Source organism: Citrobacter sp. Cb023, assembly GCF_030336805.1.
Lineage (GTDB): Bacteria > Pseudomonadota > Gammaproteobacteria > Enterobacterales > Enterobacteriaceae > Citrobacter > Citrobacter braakii.
The window spans coordinates 433,181-455,257 of sequence record NZ_JAOWCV010000025.1; the positions used below are offsets into that span (position 1 = coordinate 433,181).

General features: G+C 52.6%; 21 protein-coding genes. 6 read left to right on the forward strand and 15 right to left on the reverse strand.

Annotation, left to right across the window (positions count from 1 at the left end; genetic code table 11):
* Positions 1-202: 202 nt before the first annotated feature.
* From fumD to ttrS, 3 genes are all read right to left on the reverse strand, one after another.
* Positions 203-412 (reverse strand): fumarate hydratase FumD, encoded by a 210-nt coding sequence (gene fumD / locus OGW44_RS03400; RefSeq protein WP_003029345.1) that lies wholly within the window; start codon positions 410-412, stop codon positions 203-205.
* A gap of 92 nt (positions 413-504) precedes the next feature.
* The gene (gene ttrR / locus OGW44_RS03405) at positions 505-1,089 is read right to left on the reverse strand and encodes a tetrathionate respiration response regulator TtrR (RefSeq protein WP_016156376.1); all 585 of its coding nucleotides are present in this window, start codon (positions 1,087-1,089) and stop codon (positions 505-507) included.
* On the reverse strand, positions 1,064-2,797 hold the full coding sequence (gene ttrS / locus OGW44_RS03410) for a tetrathionate respiration histidine kinase TtrS (protein WP_221774848.1): 1,734 nt from the start codon (positions 2,795-2,797) through the stop codon (positions 1,064-1,066). The genes ttrR and ttrS overlap by 26 nt, the downstream gene beginning before the upstream one ends.
* A gap of 227 nt (positions 2,798-3,024) precedes the next feature.
* Between ttrS and ttrB the strand changes: the two genes are divergently transcribed.
* Genes ttrB through ttrA form a run of 3 tightly spaced genes read left to right on the forward strand, consistent with a single transcriptional unit; the run spans position 3,025 to position 7,846 of the window.
* Positions 3,025-3,759, forward strand: coding sequence for a tetrathionate reductase subunit TtrB (gene ttrB / locus OGW44_RS03415; RefSeq protein ID WP_019076686.1), 735 nt, complete (start codon positions 3,025-3,027; stop codon positions 3,757-3,759).
* Entirely contained in the window at positions 3,760-4,782 is a 1,023-nt protein-coding gene (ttrC, locus tag OGW44_RS03420; protein ID WP_153690415.1) for a tetrathionate reductase subunit TtrC, read from the forward strand.
* Positions 4,775-7,846, forward strand: a complete 3,072-nt coding sequence (gene ttrA, locus OGW44_RS03425) for a tetrathionate reductase subunit TtrA (RefSeq protein WP_185654573.1) — start codon at positions 4,775-4,777, stop codon at positions 7,844-7,846. Before ttrC ends, ttrA begins: the two co-directional genes overlap by 8 nt.
* Positions 7,847-7,920: 74 nt before the next feature.
* On the opposite strand, the gene OGW44_RS03430 is transcribed toward ttrA, so the two are convergent.
* Genes OGW44_RS03430 through OGW44_RS03440 form a run of 3 tightly spaced genes read right to left on the reverse strand, consistent with a single transcriptional unit; the run spans position 7,921 to position 10,438 of the window.
* Positions 7,921-8,733 carry a MetQ/NlpA family ABC transporter substrate-binding protein gene (locus tag OGW44_RS03430; protein WP_003029358.1) on the reverse strand — a complete coding sequence of 271 codons (813 nt, stop codon included), beginning with the start codon at positions 8,731-8,733 and terminating at the stop codon, positions 7,921-7,923.
* A gap of 21 nt (positions 8,734-8,754) precedes the next feature.
* The gene (locus tag OGW44_RS03435) at positions 8,755-9,423 is read right to left on the reverse strand and encodes a methionine ABC transporter permease (protein WP_185654572.1); all 669 of its coding nucleotides are present in this window, start codon (positions 9,421-9,423) and stop codon (positions 8,755-8,757) included.
* Positions 9,416-10,438: a methionine ABC transporter ATP-binding protein gene (locus OGW44_RS03440; protein ID WP_016156371.1), complete on the reverse strand. Its 1,023-nt coding sequence runs from the start codon at positions 10,436-10,438 to the stop codon at positions 9,416-9,418. Before OGW44_RS03440 ends, OGW44_RS03435 begins: the two co-directional genes overlap by 8 nt.
* Positions 10,439-10,812: 374 nt before the next feature.
* Here OGW44_RS03440 and ynhH point away from each other — a divergent pair, with 374 nt between their 5' ends.
* From ynhH to lpp, 3 genes are all read left to right on the forward strand, one after another.
* A complete protein-coding gene (ynhH, locus tag OGW44_RS03445) occupies positions 10,813-11,007 on the forward strand; it encodes a protein YnhH (RefSeq protein ID WP_242637968.1) in 195 nt (64 codons plus the stop codon).
* A 7-nt stretch (positions 11,008-11,014) separates the two neighbouring features.
* Positions 11,015-12,427 (forward strand): pyruvate kinase PykF, encoded by a 1,413-nt coding sequence (pykF, locus tag OGW44_RS03450; protein ID WP_016152912.1) that lies wholly within the window; start codon positions 11,015-11,017, stop codon positions 12,425-12,427.
* Between the two features lie 309 nt (positions 12,428-12,736).
* Entirely contained in the window at positions 12,737-12,973 is a 237-nt protein-coding gene (gene lpp / locus OGW44_RS03455; RefSeq protein ID WP_003029373.1) for a murein lipoprotein Lpp, read from the forward strand.
* 68 nt (positions 12,974-13,041) lie between these two features.
* On the opposite strand, the gene ldtE is transcribed toward lpp, so the two are convergent.
* The 9 genes from ldtE to OGW44_RS03500 all read right to left on the reverse strand — a co-directional run bounded on the left by ldtE (position 13,042) and on the right by OGW44_RS03500 (position 22,066).
* On the reverse strand, positions 13,042-14,046 hold the full coding sequence (ldtE, locus tag OGW44_RS03460) for a L,D-transpeptidase LdtE (RefSeq protein WP_016152911.1): 1,005 nt from the start codon (positions 14,044-14,046) through the stop codon (positions 13,042-13,044).
* Between the two features lie 117 nt (positions 14,047-14,163).
* Entirely contained in the window at positions 14,164-14,580 is a 417-nt protein-coding gene (gene sufE, locus OGW44_RS03465) for a cysteine desulfuration protein SufE (RefSeq protein WP_016152910.1), read from the reverse strand.
* A 12-nt stretch (positions 14,581-14,592) separates the two neighbouring features.
* A complete protein-coding gene (gene sufS / locus OGW44_RS03470) occupies positions 14,593-15,813 on the reverse strand; it encodes a cysteine desulfurase SufS (RefSeq protein ID WP_016156370.1) in 1,221 nt (406 codons plus the stop codon).
* Complete coding sequence (gene sufD / locus OGW44_RS03475; RefSeq protein ID WP_095715562.1) at positions 15,810-17,081, reverse strand: Fe-S cluster assembly protein SufD; 1,272 nt, start codon at positions 17,079-17,081, stop codon at positions 15,810-15,812. Before sufD ends, sufS begins: the two co-directional genes overlap by 4 nt.
* Positions 17,056-17,802: a Fe-S cluster assembly ATPase SufC gene (gene sufC / locus OGW44_RS03480; protein WP_016152907.1), complete on the reverse strand. Its 747-nt coding sequence runs from the start codon at positions 17,800-17,802 to the stop codon at positions 17,056-17,058. Before sufC ends, sufD begins: the two co-directional genes overlap by 26 nt.
* Before the next feature lie 16 nt (positions 17,803-17,818).
* Entirely contained in the window at positions 17,819-19,306 is a 1,488-nt protein-coding gene (gene sufB, locus OGW44_RS03485) for a Fe-S cluster assembly protein SufB (RefSeq protein ID WP_016152906.1), read from the reverse strand.
* Between the two features lie 8 nt (positions 19,307-19,314).
* Entirely contained in the window at positions 19,315-19,683 is a 369-nt protein-coding gene (gene sufA / locus OGW44_RS03490) for a Fe-S cluster assembly scaffold SufA (RefSeq protein WP_016152905.1), read from the reverse strand.
* A gap of 342 nt (positions 19,684-20,025) precedes the next feature.
* Complete coding sequence (locus OGW44_RS03495; protein ID WP_185654571.1) at positions 20,026-20,802, reverse strand: hypothetical protein; 777 nt, start codon at positions 20,800-20,802, stop codon at positions 20,026-20,028.
* 376 nt (positions 20,803-21,178) lie between these two features.
* A complete protein-coding gene (locus tag OGW44_RS03500) occupies positions 21,179-22,066 on the reverse strand; it encodes a LysR family transcriptional regulator (RefSeq protein WP_103283867.1) in 888 nt (295 codons plus the stop codon).
* Positions 22,067-22,077 lie beyond the last annotated feature (11 nt).

A 22,077-nucleotide genomic window follows, 5' to 3' on the forward strand; every position in this document is an offset into this window, starting at 1 on the left:
GATAAGTTGAAATAATATTTCACATGCTTTGCAAATATTTGTGACTCTACTCGCATATATATTTTAATATATCACTCGGGATATAACTTAATATACAGCGAAGATTACTCCTCTAATTGCAGCACTAAATTATATATATTGATAAATTAACGTGACGAGAATAAAAGGACGGCGAACGAGACCACCATCCTCTTTTTGTGGATTAACCGGCTAATGCTTTAATTACGGTCTCAATAGCCTGTTTTTCTAACTCGCTGCGCTTCACACGCTGGTTGGCGAGGGTGGTTCTCAGTACTCCCGCAATGACGATATGCTTAGGCTCTTGTCCCAGATCGCGCATTTCCAGCACTACTTTACCGACTACTCTGCACATTTCACGGTACAACTCATCGTCTTTGGTCTGATTTCCCATTTTTTCCCGCTCGTCATTAACTCAAACCAACAGCATATATCAGTCTGACGGATTAGACAAAATTCAATGAAAATCAAATAAATGTCATAAATTTACTGAATCCTCTGCAGTCGATTAACCAGTTCAGCAAGACTCCCCGCCTGCATTTTTTCCATCACCCGCGCCCGATGAACCTCAACCGTGCGCACGGCAATATTCATGGCATCAGCAATTTCCCGATTCATTAACCCTTTTGCTACCAGTTGCGCCAGCTCTCGCTCCTTTGGCGTAAGCTGCTGATAGCAAACCACGATCTCTTGTCGCGAAAAGGCGGCGTGAGAAATCTGCACTGCATGCTCTAACGCCGCTTGCAGAGGCGCGGCGGAAACCGGCTTTTGCAAAAAATCGACCGCACCGCGTTTCATTTGCTCAACCGCCATCGGCACATCGCCATGCCCGGTGAGAAATACCACCGCCAGCGTACTCTCACGCTGACGCATGGCTTCATGCACAGCATGCCCATCCAGTACAGGCATACGCATATCCAGCAAAAGTACGCCCACCTGGTGCAGATTTGCCTCGGTGAGGAATGTTTCGCCTTGCTCCCAGCAACACACCTCATATCCCAGACTTTCCAGTAAAAACGCGCAAGCCTGGGTGACGGCAATATCGTCATCCAGCAGATGAATGATTGCCACGACGGCCTCCCTCCGGGTTTTGCTTAAAATGTAATGTCACCACCACGCCCGCTTTTTCATCTGGAGCCAGATGATTTTTGATCTCAATGTCTCCGTTTGCGTAGCGCACCAGCCGCTGACAAATGGCTAACCCCAGCCCCATGCCCTCTTTACGGGTGGTCATAAACGGCTGAAAAGCCTGGTACAGCTGCACCTCATCAATACCTCCGGCGTTATCCTGCACCTGAATACTCACATCACCATCCTCACGCTGAGCGCTAAACCACACGGTGGTTGCCCCCGCCTGGGCGGCGTTGAGAACCACATTGGCCAGTACCTGTTCGAGGAGAACACTTGGCAACGTTAATGTTAACGCCTTACCGATCTGCGTTTGCAGCGCTACCGCCGGGAATTGCTGTGGCATGCGTAATAATTGCCAGACGTGATGGATAGCATCATGAACGTTGACGACCTGCCAGTCATCGGTCATCACCGGATTGCCCTGTGCCTGGCTGACCCACTGGCGAAGATTGTGCAGCGTATCAGCCCCCCGCTGCGCCTGGGTATCAATGTGCTCCAGCGCGGGCAGCAGTGGATGCTGTTGATCCTGACTACGCAGGCGGATCAGACAGCCCTGCGCATAATGACGGATAGCCGATAGCGGCTGATTGAGCTCGTGGGCAAAACCCGACGTCATCTCGCCAAGCACGCTCATTTGGCGAGCGGTTTCCAGCTCCTGTTCCTGTTTGCGCAACAATACGTTGTTTCGCTCCAATTGCCTGCCGCGTCGGCGGACCAGCAACATCACCCAGATGTAATTGAGCGTCAGCAACAACAGTACGAGAGCCGCGGCCCCCATCGCCAGCCGATGTTGAATAAACCAGCTTTTGACATCCAGCCACAGCTGGCGCTGCTGCGGATGCTGGCGGACATCGCGCAGTAACGCTTCCACCTCGCGGGTCGAGGCGGGCGCCCCCCAGCGAAACGTCGCGTTTTGCGGCGCATTGAACAGGGCCCGCGTGACGCGATCGGCCAGCTCGTCGCTTACCGCAGGCAGTGCCGCAAATGACCAGTCAGGATAGAGCGGCGTACTGGTTATACAGGGAATCGACGTTGGATGGTTAAGCACGGCCGTAAAATCTGTTTTACGAATAAGCCCTTCTTCGTCCATTTTTTCCAGCAGGCACACCGGCACAATCACCGCCTGTACGGCTTTTTCGCGTAATAAATAGAGTAAGGCATCGGCGGGAAATCCGGTAAACGTCAGGCGCAAATCGCGCTCCGGGCGCAGGCCGGCATCGCTGAGCGCTTTATATCCCAGCAAATAGCCGCCAAATGCCTGAGCGTCAATGGCACCCACCGTTTTGCCGATCAGATCGTGTGCGGAGGTTATCCCGCTATCGCGCCTGACGAGGATCGCGCTGCCAATCACATTACTGGTGGCTTTCCCCCCGCGAGTAGAACGGAGTGACGCCAGCCAGCGTAGCGCAGCGCGGCTGTTTAGTTGAACAAATTGCGCCGGATTCGTGACCACAAATTGTACCGTTCCACGATTCACCGCCTCCTGCATTTGCCGTAGGTCCAGTGGTTGAATGTGAAACTGTTCGCCGGGAATTTGCTGATTCAACAGGGTTTCCAGCGGCTGCCAGTGATTACGTGTGGAGACCTCCCCACGCATCGCCAAAACGCCAATGTTCCATGTCTGAGCCCTGACCACACCGCTTAGCATCCATAGCGACACCAGCACCGTCAGACATTTTGCTACGTTGCGTCCCACTCAATTATCCCTGTCAATTATGTTGTTTTAGATCAACAACAAGCCGGGTATGTGGTTAACCACAATAGAGTCCCCCCCGTCACGATTTTTACACTGTAAATCATCAAGATTCTTTATTCATCACACGCAAACCAACGGCGTGACCAATGTTTCGTTGTTGCATCGTGACGGGAGAAAATATGGACAGCAGTAAAAGGCAGTTTCTCCAGCAACTGGGCGTCCTGACCGCTGGCGCATCACTGGTACCCTTGGCTCAGGCGCAATTTCCCTTCTCGCCTGAACGCCATGAAGGCTCACTTCAGCATCGCTACGCCATGCTGGTTGACCTGCGACGCTGTATCGGCTGCCAGGCCTGTACTGTCAGTTGCGCCATTGAAAACCAGACGCCGCAGGGTGAATTTCGCACCCTCGTTAACCAGTACCAGGTGCAGATTGAAGGTCAGCAGAGCGTCACCAACGTCCTGCTGCCGCGGCTGTGCAACCATTGTGATAATCCTCCCTGCGTGCCCGTTTGCCCGGTACAGGCTACCTTCCAACGCGAAGACGGCATTGTGGTGGTCGACAACACGCGCTGCGTGGGCTGCGCCTACTGCGTGCAGGCCTGCCCTTATGATGCGCGGTTCATCAACCATGAAACACAAACCGCCGATAAATGTACCTTTTGCGTTCATCGCCTCGAAGCTGGCCTGCTCCCGGCCTGCGTGGAATCCTGCGTCGGCGGCGCGCGCATCATAGGCGATATCAAAGATCCGCACAGCCGAATTTCTCAAATGCTGCGTGAACACCATGACGCCATCAAAGTCCTGAAACCGGAAAACGGGACATCACCGCACGTGTTCTATCTGGGTCTGGACGAAGCGTTTGTAACCCCGTTGATGGGACGTGCTCAACCCGCTCTCTGGCAGGAGGTTTAAATGAACCATTCACTGGTTATTGAAGAGGTTCTGGCCCATCCCCAGGACGTAAGCTGGTTACCCTGGGCCGTACAATATTTCTTTTTCATCGGCATTGCCGCCTGCGCCGCGCTGTTCGCCTGCGTGCTTCACTGGCGTAAACAAGAGATGCCGGAACTGGAAAACCTGACGCTGTTAATCGCCCTGACCTGCGCGATTACCGCGCCGCTGGCGCTGACCGCTGACTTACACCAAACCGCCCGCGTCTGGCATTTCTACGCCTGGCCGACGCCGTGGTCCTGGATGCCCTGGGGCGCGCTGTTTTTACCGCTCTTTACCGGCTTCTTAGGTCTGTGGTTTCTGGCGCAGCATGTTAAACGGTTAACGCTTAAAAGTTACAGTGTCACTAAGTGGCTGGCGATAGGTAGCGCCTTGTCAGCCATCGGGTTGCTGGTATACACCGGCCGCGAAGTGTCGGTAGTGCAGGCGCGTCCTGTCTGGTTCAGCTACGCCTTTCCGGTTGCGATGTTCCTCAGCGCGCTGCAAACGTTTCTCGCCCTGCTCATCGCCGCGACAAAAAGCGAGGGAACATTGGCCCGCAAACTGGCGTGGGGGCAGACAGTCACCCTGATGGTACTGGCTTTAGTCGTGGTGATATGGGTGAGCGGCAACACGCTTTCCGGTTCGGCTATTCGCCAATGGCTGAACGTTGCCCCGTTAGCACGACACTACGCTATCGGTTGGGTTGCGCTATGGCTTGTTTCGCTTGTCCTGTGCGGGCTGGTGCTACGTAACCCCTTATCGCTGCCGCTGCGCATATTACTTGCATTTAGCGCGATGGCGCTGTGCTGGCTGATGCGCTGGACGTTACTTATCCAGGTGCAGACCGTACCGAAATTTAACGCGCTGTTTAATCCTTACACCCTGCCCGGTGGTACCGATGGCTGGCTGGCCATTGTGGGCACCTTCGGCCTGTGGATAGCACTGATCATTATTGTTCGTGAAGCCCTGAACGCGATCGCAAGGAGAATGCAACATGGCTAATTTAACCCGTCGTCAGTGGCTTAAAGTAGGCCTTGCCGTAGGTGGTATGGTGACTTTTGGCCTGAGTTATCGGGATGTGGCAAAGCGCGCGATAGACGGTTTGCTGGACGGCTCCTCGGGCAAAATAACCCGAGACCGCATCTTTGGTAACGCCCTCATCCCCGAAGCCAATGCCCAGCCGCGCTGGCAGCAGAACCCGCAGCAGGTTATCTCCATGACACAGTGCTTCGGCTGCTGGACGCAGTGTGGCGTGCGGGTGCGCGTTGACAGCGAACAAGGCAAGGTGTTGCGCATTGCGGGCAACCCCTATCACCCATTGTCTCACGAGCACCATATTGACGCCTCCGTCCCCTTTGCCACCGCAATGGAACAACTGGCGGGCGAAACGGGTCTTGACGCTCGTTCCACGGCCTGCGCCCGTGGCGCAACCTTACTTGAAGGTTTATACAGCCCGTTACGCATTCTCCAGCCCATGAAACGTGTCGGCAAACGCGGTGAGGGAAAATGGCAGAGCATCAGCTTTGAACAGCTGATCAAAGAGGTGGTGGAAGGCGGCGACTTGTTTGGTGAAGGCCACGTTGACGGCTTGCGGGCAATCCATGACACCAACACGCCACTTGATGCCAGGCATCCCAGCTTTGGCCCTAAATCCAATCAACTGCTGGTCACCAATACCAGCGATGAAGGACGTGATTCATTTTTGCGCCGCTTTGCATTAAATAGTTTTGGCAGTAAAAACTTCGGCGCTCATGGCGCTTACTGTGGTCTGGCATACCGTGCCGGTTCCGGTGCGTTAATGGGCGATCTGGATAAAAATACCCACGTGAAGCCCGACTGGGACAACGTCAAATTCGCGCTATTTATGGGAACGTCTCCGGCGCAATCCGGTAACCCGTTTAAGCGCCAGGCTCGCCAACTGGCCAGCGCCCGTTTACGCGACGACTTCCGTTATGTGGTGGTGGCACCGGCCCTGCCATTGACCACGGTGCAGGCTGACAATCGCGGCCACTGGCAGCCTGTACGACCGGGAAGTGACTCCGCGCTGGCGATGGGGATGATCCGTTGGATTATCGAAAAACAGCGTTATAACGCCGATTATCTCACCATTCCCGGCGTACAGGCCATGCAGCAGGCCGGGGAAAAAAGCTGGACTAACGCCACGCATCTGGTGATTACCGATGAGCTTCCAACCCTTGCCGGACAGCATTTAACCCTCGCGCACCTGAGTGCAAATGCCGCCCAGGAGCCGGTGGTCATTAACGAGGCCGGCGAAATTGTCGCCGCCAGCAGTTGCCCACGCGCGCAGCTGTTCGTCACCCGCCAGGTCACGCTGGCAGACGGTCAGACGGTGACGGTAAAAAGCAGCTTCCAGTGTCTGAAAGAGTCCGCCGGGAAACTAACGCTGACGCAGTACAGCCAGCAATGCGGTGTGTCTGAAGCTGACATTGGCGCCCTGGCCGACGCGTTTACCCGCCATGGCCGCCAGGCAGCGGTGATTACGCACGGTGGAATGATGGCAGGCAATGGATTTTATAACGCCTGGTCGGTGATGATGCTCAATGCGCTGATTGGCAATCTCAGTCTTGAAGGCGGCGTATTTGTCGGCGGCGGCAAGTTCAATGGCGCCACCGACGGTCCGCGCTACAACATGGACAGCTTCGCCGGGAAGGTAAAACCAAAAGGATTAAGCATCGCGCGCAGTAAAACTGCTTATGAGTCTTCCGAAGAGTATCGCAATAAGGTGGCGGCCGGACAACCGCCCTTCCCGGCCAAAGCCCCGTGGTATCCGTTTGTCGCAGGCCAGCTTACCGAACTCCTCGTCTCGGCGTTGGAAGGCTACCCTTATCCGCTGAAAGCCTGGATCTCCAACATGACCAACCCGTTCTACGGCATCGCAGGGTTGCGCGGCGTGGCGGAAGAAAAGCTCAAGGATCCTGCGCGTCTGCCGCTGTTTATCGCTATTGACGCCTTTATGAACGAAACCACGGCGCTGGCCGATTACATCGTGCCGGATACGCACAACTTCGAAAGTTGGGGATTCAGCGCCCCGTGGGCCGGCGTTGCCAGTAAAGCCACCACCGCGCGTTGGCCGGTAGTGACAGCGGCAACCAGCAGTACCGCTGATGGTCAACCCGCCTCGATGGAATCTTTCTGTATCGCAGTGGCAAAACGCATCGGGCTACCCGGATTTGGTGACAATGCGATTACCGATCCGCAGGGCAATCACTATCCGTTGAATCGTGCGGAAGATTACTACCTGCGACTCGCCGCCAATATTGCGTTTATGGGCAAAGCGCCGGTCGCTGAAGCGCAACCGGAAGACATAGCGCTGACTGGGGTACAGCGGATCGTGCCAGTGATGACCCAAACGCTGAAAGCCGATGAAATCAGCCGGGTGGCGTTTATCTACTCCCGCGGCGGGCGTTTTGCGCCAGACAACAGCGGGCGGGTTGAGAATCGGATAGGCAATGCGTGGGAAAAACCGCTACAAATCTGGAATGCGGACGTCGCCGCGCACCGCCATGCAATTACCGGCGAGCGCTACAGCGGCTGCCCGGCCTGGTATCCTTCACGCCTGTCAGATGGGCGTGCGGTCGAGGAGTTGTTCCCGGAACAAGAGTGGCCGCTGAAACTGATTTCTTTTAAATCCAATACCATGTCCAGCGCCACGGCGGTGATCCCACGTCTGCATCATCTGAAGCCGGTTAATCTGGTGGCGCTTAATCCGCAGGATGGTCAACGATATGGTTTAGCGCACGGCGATATGGTGCGTATCACCACGCCTGGCGGTCAGGCGCAGGCGCAGATAAGCCTGCTTAATGGCGTGATGCCGGGCGTGATCGCCATTGAACACGGTTATGGGCATAAAGAAATGGGCGCGGCGCAGCATACGCTCGACGGCAAGCCGATGGCGTTTGACGCACAAATAAGGTCGGGGATTAATCTCAACGATTTGGGCTTTGCGGATCCTACCCGGCAGGTAGCCAATACCTGGCTTGACTGGGTGTCAGGTGCAGCGGTGCGCCAGGGTTTACCAGCGAGGATTGAGCGAGTGAAACTCTAGCGCCGGATGGCCACACCAACGCGTTTTATCCGGCCTACAGAACGTCGTAGGCCGGATAAGGCAATGCCAGCGGATCAGTTATTTACCGGGATCACCGCACCTTTATATTTGGTGCGGATCCAGTCCTGGATCTCTTTTGAGTGCAGGACATCAACCAGCGCCACGATATCTTTTTTCTTCTCGTCGCCGCGATGCACGGTAATGATGTTGGCATACGGGTTGTTTTCACCGCTTTCGACAGCGATAGGATCTTTCACCGGATCCAGCCCGGCGTCGATGGCGTAGTTGGCGTTAATCACCACCGCATCGCCTTCGTCGTTGTTATACATCTGCGGTAACAGCGCGGCTTCCACGTTAGGCAGGAACTTCAGTTTTTTCGGGTTCTCGACGATATCGCTAATGCGCGCGGTGACTTTATCCACGCCCGGCTTCAGCTTGATTACGCCCTCTTTTTCGAAAATCGACAGAATACGGCCTTCCTCAGATACCGCATCGCGCATGATGACCTTGCCGCCTTCCGGCAGATCTTTAAGCGATTTCACTTTTTTCGAATAGATCCCAATTGGCTCGATGTGAATCGCTCCGGCACTGACGAAATCATAGGTTTTATCGCCCGCATGATCTTTAATCACGCTGTTCAGGTACGGAATATGCTGGAAGTAGTTAGCGTCAATCTCACGGCCAGCCAGCGCGGTGTTGGGCAGAATGTAATCCTGGAACGGTTTAATCTCTAAATCGATCCCTTGCTTCGCCAGAATAGGCTTAGCCTGCTCAAGGATCTCCGCGTGCGGCACGTTAGAGGCGCCAACGGTCAGAGTATCGGCCCAGGAGGCAAAGCTCAGGGCGCTTAAGGTTGCTGCGGCGAGTAACGTCAGTGATTTTTTCATGATAATGGTTTCCGTATTTTATTAGCGTTTATCTAACAGAGAGGTGATCACATCGCCGCAAAGCTGGATGATGAAGACAATGAGCAAAATCGTCACCGTCGCCACCAGCGTGACGTCGCTGTGGTTGCGCTGGAATCCTTCCAGATAGGCCAAATTCCCTAAACCACCGGCGCCAATCACCCCTGCCATCGCGCTGTAGCTGACCAGCGCAATCAGCGTCACGGTGATCCCGGACACCAGGGCAGGAGAGGATTCCGGCAGTAAAACCCGAAAAATAAGCGTGCTTAGCCGTGCGCCCATCGAACGCGTCGCCTCAATAACCCCTTTGTCGACTTCACGCAGGGCAATTTCGACCAGACGCGCATAAAACGGTGCGGCCCCTACAATCAGCGCAGGCAACGCGGCATTAGCGCCGAGAATGGTGCCAACCATCGCTTTGGTAAACGGAATCAGCAGCACAATTAGAATGATGAACGGGATGGAACGAAAGATATTCACCACCAGCGAAATAACGCTATAAACCGCGCGATTGTGAATCAGTCCGCCGCGTGCGGTCAGGAACAGCGCCAGACCAAGTGCAACGCCCAGGACAAAGGTCGCTGCGCCAGAAAGGACCGTCATGTAGAGCGTTTCCTGGGTTGCTGCCAGCAGTTGCTCCCACTTCAGATGAGGAAACAGTTCTTCAGCCATGGTTGATTACCTCGCCTTCAATGTCGCTCTGGCGCAGATCGGCCAAAATATTGTTCAATTGTTCCTCAGAGGCCACAACGTGCACCCAAAGCTGACCAAACACACCGTGCGCGGTTTGCGTCATCTTGCCGTGTAAAATGTTAAACGGCAGGCCATAGCGCAGGGTCAATTCGCCAACCACAGGCCTATGAGTACGTTGCCCGGTAAACGTTAGCTTGATCACCACACCGCCCAGCTCACGGGCCAACTGTGGGTTAAACTCATCTTCCTCGGTGTACTGACTCACCTGACGAACGAACTGTCGGGTGATCGGCTGTTGGGGATGGGTAAAGACGTTGAGCACGTCGCCTTCCTCAACGACCCTGCCGTTTTCCATTACCGCGACGCGATCGCAGATTTTTCGTACCACGTGCATTTCATGCGTGATCAGCACAATGGTTAATTTGAAGCGGCGATTAATATCGAGCAGCAAATCGAGGATCTGATCGGTAGTTTGCGGATCCAGTGCCGAAGTGGCTTCATCACACAGCAGAACGTCAGGATTGTTCGCCAGCGCACGGGCAATTCCTACCCGCTGTTTTTGCCCACCGCTAAGCTGGGACGGATACGCATTTTCACGACCGCTCAGCCCCACCAGCGAAATCAGTTCAGCAACTCGCGCTTTAATTGATGCTTTTGGCGCTCCAGCAATTTGCATAGAGAACGCAATATTTTCACTAACCGTTCGTGACCACAGCAAATTGAAGTGTTGAAACACCATGCTGATTTTCAGTCGCGCCTGACGTAAAGATTCCCCACGGGCGGCAGAGATATCGTGGCCGTTAATCGTTACGCTGCCTGAAGTCGGTTTTTCCAGACCATTAAGTAAGCGTATTAAGGTGCTTTTCCCCGCCCCGCTGTAACCAATAATTCCGTAAATCTGTCCCTGTTCAACCGTCAGGTTGACGTTATCGACAGCGGTAATGGCAAGCCTGCCTGGCGTAAACACTTTCGAAATATTTTTCAGGACAATCATGTCGTTTAGGTATCCGCTGCTGCTTATTGTTCTGCTGCTAGCGCTTTTGGCTGTTTAGCAGTATGGATGTCCAAACGAGTTTAATCAGTGAGATTGGCTTTTAAAATGAATTAAAACGCATTTGATATAACTTTTAGAAATATGTCGGTTTGGTCGGCGTTATACACAAAAAGTCAGGGATTGGGATGACTATTACACCTTGTTGCGCAACAAATGCTGCTGCGAACAACCTCTTTATCCATACCTGGAAACAAATTAATGAATATTTTCTGTAAAACTGCACAGAAGTGTTTTGAAACGCTGTTTCCATTTTCCTTTTTGATAATTTTCAGCGTATAATGCGCGCCAATTGTCTCTTGAATGGTTTCAGCACATTGACCTGTAAAACTCAACGACTACAAAACTCACCATCCCGTTGGGCTGAAACACAAGCACACATTCCTCTGCACGCTCTTTCGATGTCACCTATCCTTAGAGCGAGGCATCACAACTTTCGTAACTCAGGTTTAGCTTCCCGTCCGTGCGCGGCGGGAGCCAGATTTCCATATCCTTCTCAACTTAAAGACTAAGACTGTCATGAAAAAGACGAAAATTGTTTGCACCATCGGTCCGAAAACCGAATCCGAAGAGATGTTAACCAAAATGCTGGACGCGGGCATGAACGTCATGCGTCTGAACTTCTCCCACGGGGACTATGAAGAACACGGTCAGCGCATCAAGAATTTGCGCAACGTCATGAGCAAAACCGGCAAGAAAGCCGCAATCCTGCTCGACACCAAAGGTCCGGAAATCCGTACCATCAAACTGGAAGGCGGTAACGACGTTTCCCTGAAAGCGGGCCAGACCTTCACCTTCACCACCGACAAATCCGTTGTCGGCAACAACGAAATCGTTGCTGTTACTTATGAAGGCTTCACTAAAGATCTGTCCGTCGGCAATACCGTTCTGGTTGACGATGGTCTGATCGGCATGGAAGTTACCGCTATCGAAGGTAACAAAGTTATCTGTAAAGTGCTGAACAACGGCGACCTGGGCGAAAACAAAGGCGTTAACCTGCCGGGCGTTTCCATCGCGCTGCCAGCACTGGCTGAAAAAGACAAACAGGACCTGATCTTCGGTTGCGAGCAAGGCGTTGACTTCGTTGCAGCATCCTTTATCCGTAAACGTTCTGACGTCGTTGAAATCCGTGAGCACCTGAAAGCGCACGGCGGCGAAAACATCCAGATCATCTCCAAAATCGAAAACCAGGAAGGCCTGAACAACTTCGACGAAATCCTCGAAGCATCTGACGGCATCATGGTTGCTCGTGGCGACATGGGCGTTGAGATCCCGGTTGAAGAAGTTATCTTCGCGCAGAAGATGATCATCGAAAAATGTATCCGTGCACGTAAAGTCGTTATCACTGCGACCCAGATGCTGGACTCCATGATCAAAAACCCGCGTCCGACCCGCGCTGAAGCCGGTGACGTAGCGAACGCCATCCTCGACGGTACTGATGCAGTAATGCTGTCTGGCGAGTCTGCAAAAGGTAAATACCCGCTGGAAGCCGTCACCATCATGGCAACCATTTGTGAGCGTACCGACCGCGTGATGACCAGCCGTCTGGACTTCAACAACGACAGCCGCAAACTGCGCATCACCGAAGCCGTTTGCCGTGGCGCAGTTGAAACTGCAGAAAAACTGGATGCTCCGCTGATCGTTGTAGCAACCCAGGGCGGTAAATCTGCTCGCGCAGTACGTAAATATTTCCCGGATGCCACTATCCTGGCGCTGACCACCAACGAAACTACCGCGCGTCAGCTGGTGCTGAGCAAAGGCGTTGTTGCACAGGTAGTTAAAGAAATCAGCTCTACCGATGATTTCTATCGTCTGGGTAAAGAAGTCGCTCTGGAAAGCGGTCTGGCTCAGAAAGGTGACGTTGTGGTGATGGTTTCCGGTGCACTGGTTCCGAGCGGCACGACCAACACGGCATCCGTTCACGTGCTGTAATAATTCCAACGCGAATTAATTTGCTTAAAAAAGCGCCCTGGTGGCGCTTTTTTTATTTTATCGATAGCTACAATTAATAAAAAATCAAATCGGATTTCACTATCTAATCCGTGATTATCTAAGATGAATCCGATGGAAGCTTTCTGTTTTCACTCGGGTTTTTAGCCGTTTTTGCACAATTCGATGCTTCTTTGAGCGAACGATCAAAAATAAGTGCATTCCCATCAAAAAAATATTCTCAACATAAAAAACTTTGTGTAATACTTGTAACGCTACATGGAGATTAACTCAATCTAGAGGGTATTAATAATGAATCGTACTAAACTGGTACTGGGCGCGGTAATCCTGGGTTCTACTCTGCTGGCAGGTTGCTCCAGCAACGCTAAAATCGATCAGCTGTCTTCTGACGTTCAGACTCTGAACGCTAAAGTTGACCAGCTGAGCAACGACGTGAACGCAATGCGTTCCGACGTTCAGGCTGCTAAAGATGACGCAGCTCGCGCTAACCAGCGTCTGGACAACGCAGCTACTAAATACCGCAAGTAATAGTATCTGTGTAATAAAAATGGCGCACATTGTGCGCCATTTTTTTTGCTCTGAATTTCCCTTCCCTGTTATTGCGTAGCACGCACCTCTGCATCCTCTCCTGGCACGCCATTCTGTGCAGACTTCACTTCCGCGCCATTGCTTACGACCGACGCTTGCCCGGCCGTTACGGTGACCGGATAGCCGGCACGACGATACAAGGCTCTTTCCACCAAACTATTATCCACGGCTTTATTGTCTTTAAACTGGGTAAAACCGGCTGGCAGCACATACGGCATGGTCTGGACGTTTTGCTCCTCCTCCGGCGACAGCGGTCGATGCACCTCGACATAGCGCATTCCGTTCGGCTCTATCGAATATTTTATCGGCTCATTAATCACCCGAACCGGCGTTCCTGTCCGGACCTGAGCAAACAGTGCTTTGATGTCCGGCGCGTTCATGCGAATACACCCAGAACTTACGCGCAGTCCCACGCTGTCCGGTGCACTGGTGCCATGGATCAGATATTCACCATTTCCATGTGCCAGACGCAGTGCAAAGCGTCCTAACGGGTTATTTGGCCCGGCAGGTACTACTGGCGGTAATGTTATGCCGCGCTCCAAAGAGCGTTTACGGATGCCTGCTGTAGGGGTCCAGGTCGGATTCGGGATTTTCTGCCCAACCCGGGTTTCCATTACCGGCGTTTCCAGCCCCTGCAAACCGATACCAATTGGGAAAACCTGAACAATATTCTCTCCCGGCGGGAAGTAATACAGACGCAGTTCCGCCAGATTCACAATAATGCCTTCTCGTGGTGCATCCGGTAGCAGTAGTTGCGAGGGAATAGTAATCAGCGTTCCGGGTTTAGGTACGGGGGCAATCGTATTATTGGCTTCAAGGATCAGCATTGCGGCGGTATCAAACTTACGGGCAATCGCCTGTAGGTTTTTATCGCCTTCCTGCACGGTGTAGGTTTGATTTTGCCCGACAAGACGGCTGTTCGCCTGAGGCAAAGGATAATCGACCGCCCATGCGGCCTGAATAGCGCTGTAAGCGCCGATTAGCATTAACGTAATAACAGACGCGCGTTTCATACTCACCCCCCTGGCGTTCCTGCCGGACGGCGTCGAGCGCCCGATCCGGCCTACGAGTCACTGCGTTGCACTACCTCACTCTTTCACGTCGAGCTGAAATTGACGTGTTTTATCAGTTTAGCTAAGAGTTGCGGCTTTGGTGCGAATAGCCCGAATCATCGCCTCCAGCCCTTGTGAACGAGACGGTGTGAGATGCTGTGCGAGCGCCATTTTTTCAAACCACGGACGCACATCAAAATTCACAATATCCTGGGCCGTCATGCGGTCATATAAAATGAATACGACAGCGATAAGCCCTTTCACAATTGCCGCATCGCTGTCGCCCTGTAATTCAATAATTCCTTCAGCATTCTGACGCATGACAATCCATACCTGACTTTGACAGCCCTGGATGCTATTTTCCGTATTACGATCGTCGTCGTTTAATTCCGGCAAACGCTGACCCAGTTCAATAATGTACAGGTATTTCTCTTCCCAATTAGCGCAACGCAGAAAATTACGCAACAACTTTTCTTTATCCGGTAGCGCAGCCATAACGCCTCCCTGTTATCCCAGTAAGTGATGAATACGCTTGAGGCCCGTTACCAGGCGATCCACTTCTTCGTGGGTGTTGTACATGGCAATCGACGCCCGGCACATCGCAGGAACGTTATAGTAGGCCATCAGCGGCATAGCGCAGTGATGCCCTGTCCGCACGGCGATGCCATAGTTATCAAGAAAACTCCCGACATCATAGGCATGATGTTTGCCGAGGTTAAACGCAATCACCCCCAGACGATTATCCGGCCCGTAGAGCGTCAAATCAGGCACATCCGCCAGCTGTTCCAGCGCATAGCGCATCAGGAATTGTTCATATTCGCTGATTTCAGTAAGCCCCAGCGCGGATACATATTCAATAGCCGCGCCGAGTCCAATAATCCCCCCGGTGTTTGGCGTTCCGGCTTCAAACCGCCAGGGGGCTTTGGCCCACGTCGTTCCCTGGCTCAGGCTCACCGTCGCAATCATCGATCCACCGCCTTCCCACGGCGGCATCTCCTGCAGCAACGACTCTCTGGCATACAGAACGCCAATACCGGTTGGCCCGTAGAGCTTGTGCCCAGAGAAAACATAGAAGTCGCAATCCAGCGCCTGCACATCAACCTGATGATGCATAACTGCCTGTGCGCCATCCACCAGCACTTTCGCGCCGTATTGATGCGCCAGCTCAATCATCTCAACCAATGGGTTTTCCGTGCCCAGCACGTTAGACACATGGGTAATCGCCAGCAGTTTCGTGCGATCGTCAAACAGCGTCGGCAGCGTTTCCAGTTGCAACGTCCCCTCTGTATTGAGCGGAATAACGCGCAGTTCTGCACCTACGCGGGCGCACAACATCTGCCAGGGCACAATATTGGCGTGGTGCTCCATTTCGCTGATGATAATGTTATCGCCCGCCCGCACATTGCTGCCGCCCCAGCTGTTAGCCACCAGGTTGATACCTTCCGTTGTGCCGCGAACAAACACCAGTTCTTCAGCTGAACGGGCGTTGATAAACAGCGAGGCGAGCTTGCGCACATTCTCCATTTTTTCCGTGGCCTGCGCGCTCAGCGTATGGATCCCGCGGTGGACCGCGGCATAGCCATGACGGTAAAACTCGGCTTCGGCATCAATCACCTGGTTGGGCTTTTGCGCGCTGGCGGCGCTATCCAGATACGCCAACGGTAAACCGTTCACTTCACGCGTCAGGACCGGAAAATCAGCCCGCACTTTTTCAATGGGAAATGTCATGCTACGCCTCCCGGCAAGCGTTGGGCGATCCGTGCCAGGACCTGTTGTTTCAGCGTTTCCTCGCCCAGGGCTTCCGTCAGCTCAGCGGCAAACGCATAGAGAATCATTTGTTGGGCATCCTGCTGGCCGATCCCGCGCGAACGCAGATAGAACATCTGCTCGTCGTCGATCCGCCCTACCGTCGCCCCGTGGCTGCATTTCACGTCGTCGGCATAAATTTCAAGCTGCGGCTTGGTATCCACTTCCGCCAGTTTTCCGAGCAGCAAATTATTGTTGGTCATCTGACCGTCGGTTTTAATGGCGTGCTGAGCGACGTTGATCAGGCCATTGAATACCGCGCGCCCCTTATCGCTGACAATCGTTTTATGCAGTTGTCGACTGTTGCAATATCCCTTGTTGTGCGCAAGCCAGGTGCGGGTATCGCAGACTTCATTTTTCACCGGCATCGCCAGGCTGTTAAGCCGAAGCGTGGTGTTTTCGCCGTTAAGCTGGGTGCTGGTGTTATGGCGCAACACCGCATCACCGAGTAAAAAGCTGTGGCTGGCGGCCGTGGCATCAGCGCCCAACTGAATATCATTATGCGCGAAGTGGTGGCTGAGCGGATTCTCAAACGCCAGTTTGATGTGACGCAAGTGTGCGTTTGCCGCGACGTTCATCGTTAATCGTGCACCGGTAAAATGGCGATATTCGCTGAGGCTGACATAGTGTTCAATGACGGTGGCTTCTGCGCCTTCTGCCAGATCCAGATGGTGGCGATAGTGCGCCGTGTTCACCTCATCACCCGCCAGCCCCTGGGTAATGTGCAGCAGCAGCAACGGTTTTGCCGGTCGCTGGTTACGCTTCACCTGAATGTGCGTTACGCTGCGGGAGAGGCTTTCGGTCAGGTGCAGAAAGACTTCCGGTTGGATAGCCACCGGTAGCGACTGGCGCACATCATCAACGGTAATGTTAAACCCGCTACCTTCCGCGCTGTCGCTGAGCGTTGGACAGAATTGCCCGTCAACAAACACCAGGCGGACAGCATCAATAGCCGGCGCTAACGCTTCACACTGGGCGGACGTTATCTCAGTGACATGACTGACAAACTGGCTGTTGGTTAATCCTTCCAGCGGTGTGTATTTCCAGTCCTCATGCTTACGCGTTGGCAGTCCCAAACGCAGCATCTGCTGCAGGTGCTGATGGGCATGGTGCGAGCGCGTCTCCCCTTGCGTTTCAAACAGATGATGCCACTGTTGCAGCACGTTACTGCTGTTCGCTAAGCCAGCCATAACCTTGCTCCTCCAGTTGTTTGACCAGCGTGAAATCGCCGGATTTCACAATTCGCCCCTGGTAGAGAACGTGCACATAATCGGGTTTGATGTAATCCAGGATGCGCTGATAGTGGGTGACGATAATGAATGAACGTTGCCCGTCGCGCAGCGAGTTCACGCCATCCGCAACGACTTTCAGCGCGTCGATATCCAGCCCGGAATCCGACTCATCAAGAATGCACAGTTGAGGTTCCAGCACCGCCATTTGCAAAATGTCATTACGCTTTTTCTCGCCACCGGAGAAACCAACGTTGACCGAACGCGTTAGCAAATCTTCCGGCATCTTCAATAACGCGATTTTCTCTTCCATCAGATCCTGGAAGTCAAACCTGTCCAGCGACTCTTCGCCACGGTAACTGCGCACCGCATTCAGTGCCGTTTGCAGGAAAAACTGATTACTGACGCCGGGGATTTCTACCGGATACTGAAATGCCATAAAGATCCCTTCACCGGCCCGGTCTTCGGGTGACAGTTCCAGTAAATCCTTACCGTTAAATTCTACCGTCCCGCCGGTGACTTCGTAGTCATCGCGCCCGGCGAGCGTTGCGGAAAGCGTACTTTTCCCGGAACCGTTCGGCCCCATAATGGCGTGTACCTCTCCGGGGCCAATATCCAGGCTCAGCCCACGCAGGATCGCCTTATCTTCCACACTGACCTGTAAATTTTTAATGCTTAACATGTGCTTTCCTTAAATTTTAACCGACGCTGTGTTCAAGACTTATGGCGAGAAGTTTTTGCGCTTCAACGGCAAATTCCAGCGGCAGTTCAGAGAACACGTCTTTACAGAAACCATTGACGATCATCGAAATGGCATCTTCTTCGCTGATGCCGCGCTGCAAACAGTAAAACAGCTGGTCTTCACCAATGCGCGAGGTCGTGGCTTCATGCTCAAGCTGGGCGCTATTGTTACGACACTCCACATACGGGAAGGTGTGCGCTCCACAATCCGCGCCAATCAGCATCGAGTCGCATTGGGTATAGTTGCGGGCGTTGGTTGCGGTCGGCATGATCTTCACTAAGCCGCGATAGCTGTTTTGACTGTGTCCCGCAGAGATCCCTTTCGAGATAATGGTCGATTTGGTGTTCTTGCCGATGTGGATCATCTTGGTGCCGGTATCGGCCTGCTGATAACCACTGGTCAGCGCGACGGAGTAGAATTCGCCGATAGAGTTGTCGCCGCGCAGAATACAGCTTGGGTATTTCCAGGTAATGGCCGAGCCGGTTTCCGACTGCGTCCACGACATTTTGCTGTTTTCGCCTTCGCACAGAGCGCGCTTGGTGACGAAGTTCAAAATGCCGCCGGTGTTACCATCACCAGGGAACCAGTTTTGTACCGTCGAGTATTTCACTTCGGCATCTTTGTGGATAATGACTTCCACCACCGCGGCATGCAGTTGGTAGCTATCGCGTACCGGGGCTGAACAGCCTTCGATATAGCTGACGTAACTGCCCTCATCCGCAACCAGAATGGTGCGTTCAAACTGACCGGTTTTTTCCGCATTTATACGGAAATAGGTCGACAGTTCCATTGGGCAACGTACACCTTTCGGGACATAAATAAACGTGCCGTCGGAGGCCACCGCCGCATTCAGCGCCGCAAAAAAATTGTCATTACCCGGGACAACCGTACCCAGATATTGTTTTACCAGCTCGGGGTGATCGTGAATCGCTTCACCAAACGAACAGAAAATAATGCCCTGTTCCGCCAGTTTATCGCGATAAGTTGTCGCCACCGACACCGAGTCAAAAATGGCATCAACCGCCACCTCTTTGCCTTCGCGGACCGGCACGCCAAGCTGCTCAAATGCGTCCTCAACTTCTTTACTTAAAAACGCATTCGCCCCCGTTTGCTGCACCGCGCCCGGCTCAGACGCGCAGGTTTCATCGCAATTACCGCAGGACGGCGCGGAGTAATAACTGTACTCCTGGTAGTTCAGCTTATCGTAATGCGCTTTTAGCCAGTGCGGCTCTTCCATGGTCAGCCACGCTTTAAAGGCATTCAGGCGAAATTCCAGCATCCAGTCGGGTTCATTACGTTTTGCCGAAATCGCGCGCACGACATCTTCGTTGATCCCTTTCGCCAGCTCATCGGTTTGTAGATGGGTGAAGAAGCCCTCTTTGTAATTAAGGTGCCCGCCAGCCCAGGTGTTGACATCGTCAGTTGCTTCAGTATTACGAGACATAGTACCGCCTATACCCCAAAACTTTCGCCACAGCCGCATTCGTTCTGGGCTTTCGGGTTATGAAATTTAAATAGCTGATTTAATCCTTCGCGCACGAAATCGACTTCTGTGCCGTCGATGAACGGCATCGCCTGTAACGGCACATAAAGTCTGGCCCCCTCCGTTTCAAACAGCAGATCGTCTTTTTCCGCCTGGCGAACGGTGTCCAGCACGTAGCCAAATCCCGCGCATCCCGTTTGCTTCACGCCTAAACGCACGCCTAACATGTCGGGTTGCTTTGCCACCAGCTCGCGGATGTGCGCCGCAGCCGCTGGCGTTAACGTCAGACCTCGCCAGGCAAAATCGTCCGGGTTAAATGTTCCTGAATGCAATTCCATAGGGTTACCTCGAGTCACTAGCTTTCAAGCTATAACAACATGTTAGTGATAATGATTATCACTTCAACCCCTCAACAGCAGGGGCATTCGGGTTAATCGCCCTTTTTGACCCCTTTTACTAAGCATAGACCCTGCTGCGTGGGTTAACAGGGATGGATTTTTTTGTTCAATGCATTGATTAATAATGGATTAAGTAATTTCAATCGGCGAGACAGGTCGATAATCAAAAGATGTATAGAAAATGACTATTTCTGTGATAGAAGGGGTAACTTCCTCTGTCAGGCTATACCTAACCAGGGAGTTATCAGAGATGAGATTCGCAGAGCGGTGAACGGAAAAAAGTTAACGGCTGGCTAACCACCCATTGCCATTTTTCACTCGCCCGAAGGCAGGGGTTATATTATTTTCAAGCTGATAGATGATGGATAAAATAACATTTAAGTTATATCGTGTTATTTGATTATGTTCAGTTGCAAAGGATGAACTGGTTTCCACAAGATTGAAATGATTATATTCCTGCAACAGTGCTAAATTTGGCGCAATCTCAACAGGAAACTGCTTATCATTTGGTGAGGTGAAAAGATAGATATTCGCAGTTTTATGTTTATCTCTGTAGATAACATCCTGCAGCATATTATCCAGCTTAATAATATTCGCTGGCGAGATGGTGCCCATCATCTCTTGTCCGACGTGCGTCCAATATCCTTTTGCAACATAGCTACCGATGTAAAACTGGGGGACTGCTGTAATGATGTTCCGAATGTTGTGCTTAATGCCGTAATACATCGACATCGACCCGCCTTTGGAAGCACCAAGAATAGTCGTGTTAGAGGGTTTTACAAAATCAATCACCCCCTGCATGAGTAGACTAACCCCCTGCTCAATATCGAAATTCATTTTATTACACAAGTAATAAGCTGGCAGACCGCCAAAATCATCTTTAATCCATAGAATTGCAGAATGGCAATGGTCAAGCATGACAAAGTCATAGATGGTAGCATCCGGGATATTAAACCCAGACATGACAATCAACAAATGCCGACAATCTCTGGAGGCCGGTTTGAATCGATAGTGAATCGGTGTCTGATTTTTATAATTGAAAACAAGATTCTCTACCATTATTTAAACCCGGTTAACGTTTCACGGTGACCAGAACAGCGCACACAGTAATGATTTACCAAAGGGTCTGTTCTGCATTCTCTGTGCGATATAAAGCGGTTATGATTCTTTAAACTTAAATGTCACCACGGCTATTTTTTGACAACATCGGTCTGCAGACTCACGGCAAGTAGGTACAATCCCGTTCGGGCACTACGTGAAGACAACAAAAAACCCTTAAGGCTGCTTGCTGGCAGGCTTAAGGGTTCCGGCCCCATCCGGCGCTTATCTCCGGCACTCACGATGGCTTAGCTCTTGAAGGGGCGATAAGAATAATCTCACTTCCGGATATGTTTTGTTTAACACAAATTGCGATTTGACTATTTTATAAGCGTATTCAATCAATTATTAGGCGCTGTTTTTCACTGAGCGCGTCCAGCAACAGGCGCAGTCCTGCAGGCTGATGCTCCCGCGAAAGATATAAACCATAAATTGGCAGGCTTTTTGGTTGAAGCTCGGGCAAGAGTCTAACCAGCTTTCCCTGTGCCAGCCCTTCCCGCGCCTCCAGTTCCGGCACCAGCGCAATGCCCGTTCCCGCCAACGCCGACTCACAGAGCAACGAAGAGATCCCGGCGCTCAAATTGCCTTTAATCGCAACAGCGGCAGCCCGCGCCTGGGCATCCAGAAAGTGCCAGGATTTTCCGGCAAACCCGCTGTAGTACAGACAATTATGCCGCGTAAGGTCGTCGATAGTCTCAGGAGTGCCATGTTGATGCAGGTACTCTACAGACGCGCACAGTACCGATTTACAGTCGCCAAGGCGACGGGCGATAGTTCCAGGTTCAGGGTTTTCTGTTATACGGATCGCCACATCAATGCGTTCTCCAACGAGGCTTACCGGTTGATTATTGATCTCCACCTCGATACGCAGTTGTGGATACTTCGTCAGAAACGCGGGCAGTACCGGCGCTAAAATATGCATAGCTGTAAAATGCGCACAGGCCACACGTAGCGTGCCAGAGGGAGTTTGCGCGGCGCTGGCGGCACCAATATCCAGCGAAAGCTGCGCCAGAGAACGCGTTTTCACTAATGCCTCTTCACCCGCTGGCGTGATCGTCAGTCGGCGCGACGAGCGATGGATAAGCCTTGCACCCGCCCATTTTTCCATCTCGTCGAGGTAACGACTGACCATCGGACGGGAAAGCCCCAGCGCACGCGCGGCGGCGCTCAGACTGCCCAAATCACAGATATGGTTGAATACCGTTGCCGCCATCACTCTGTCCATTACATCCCATC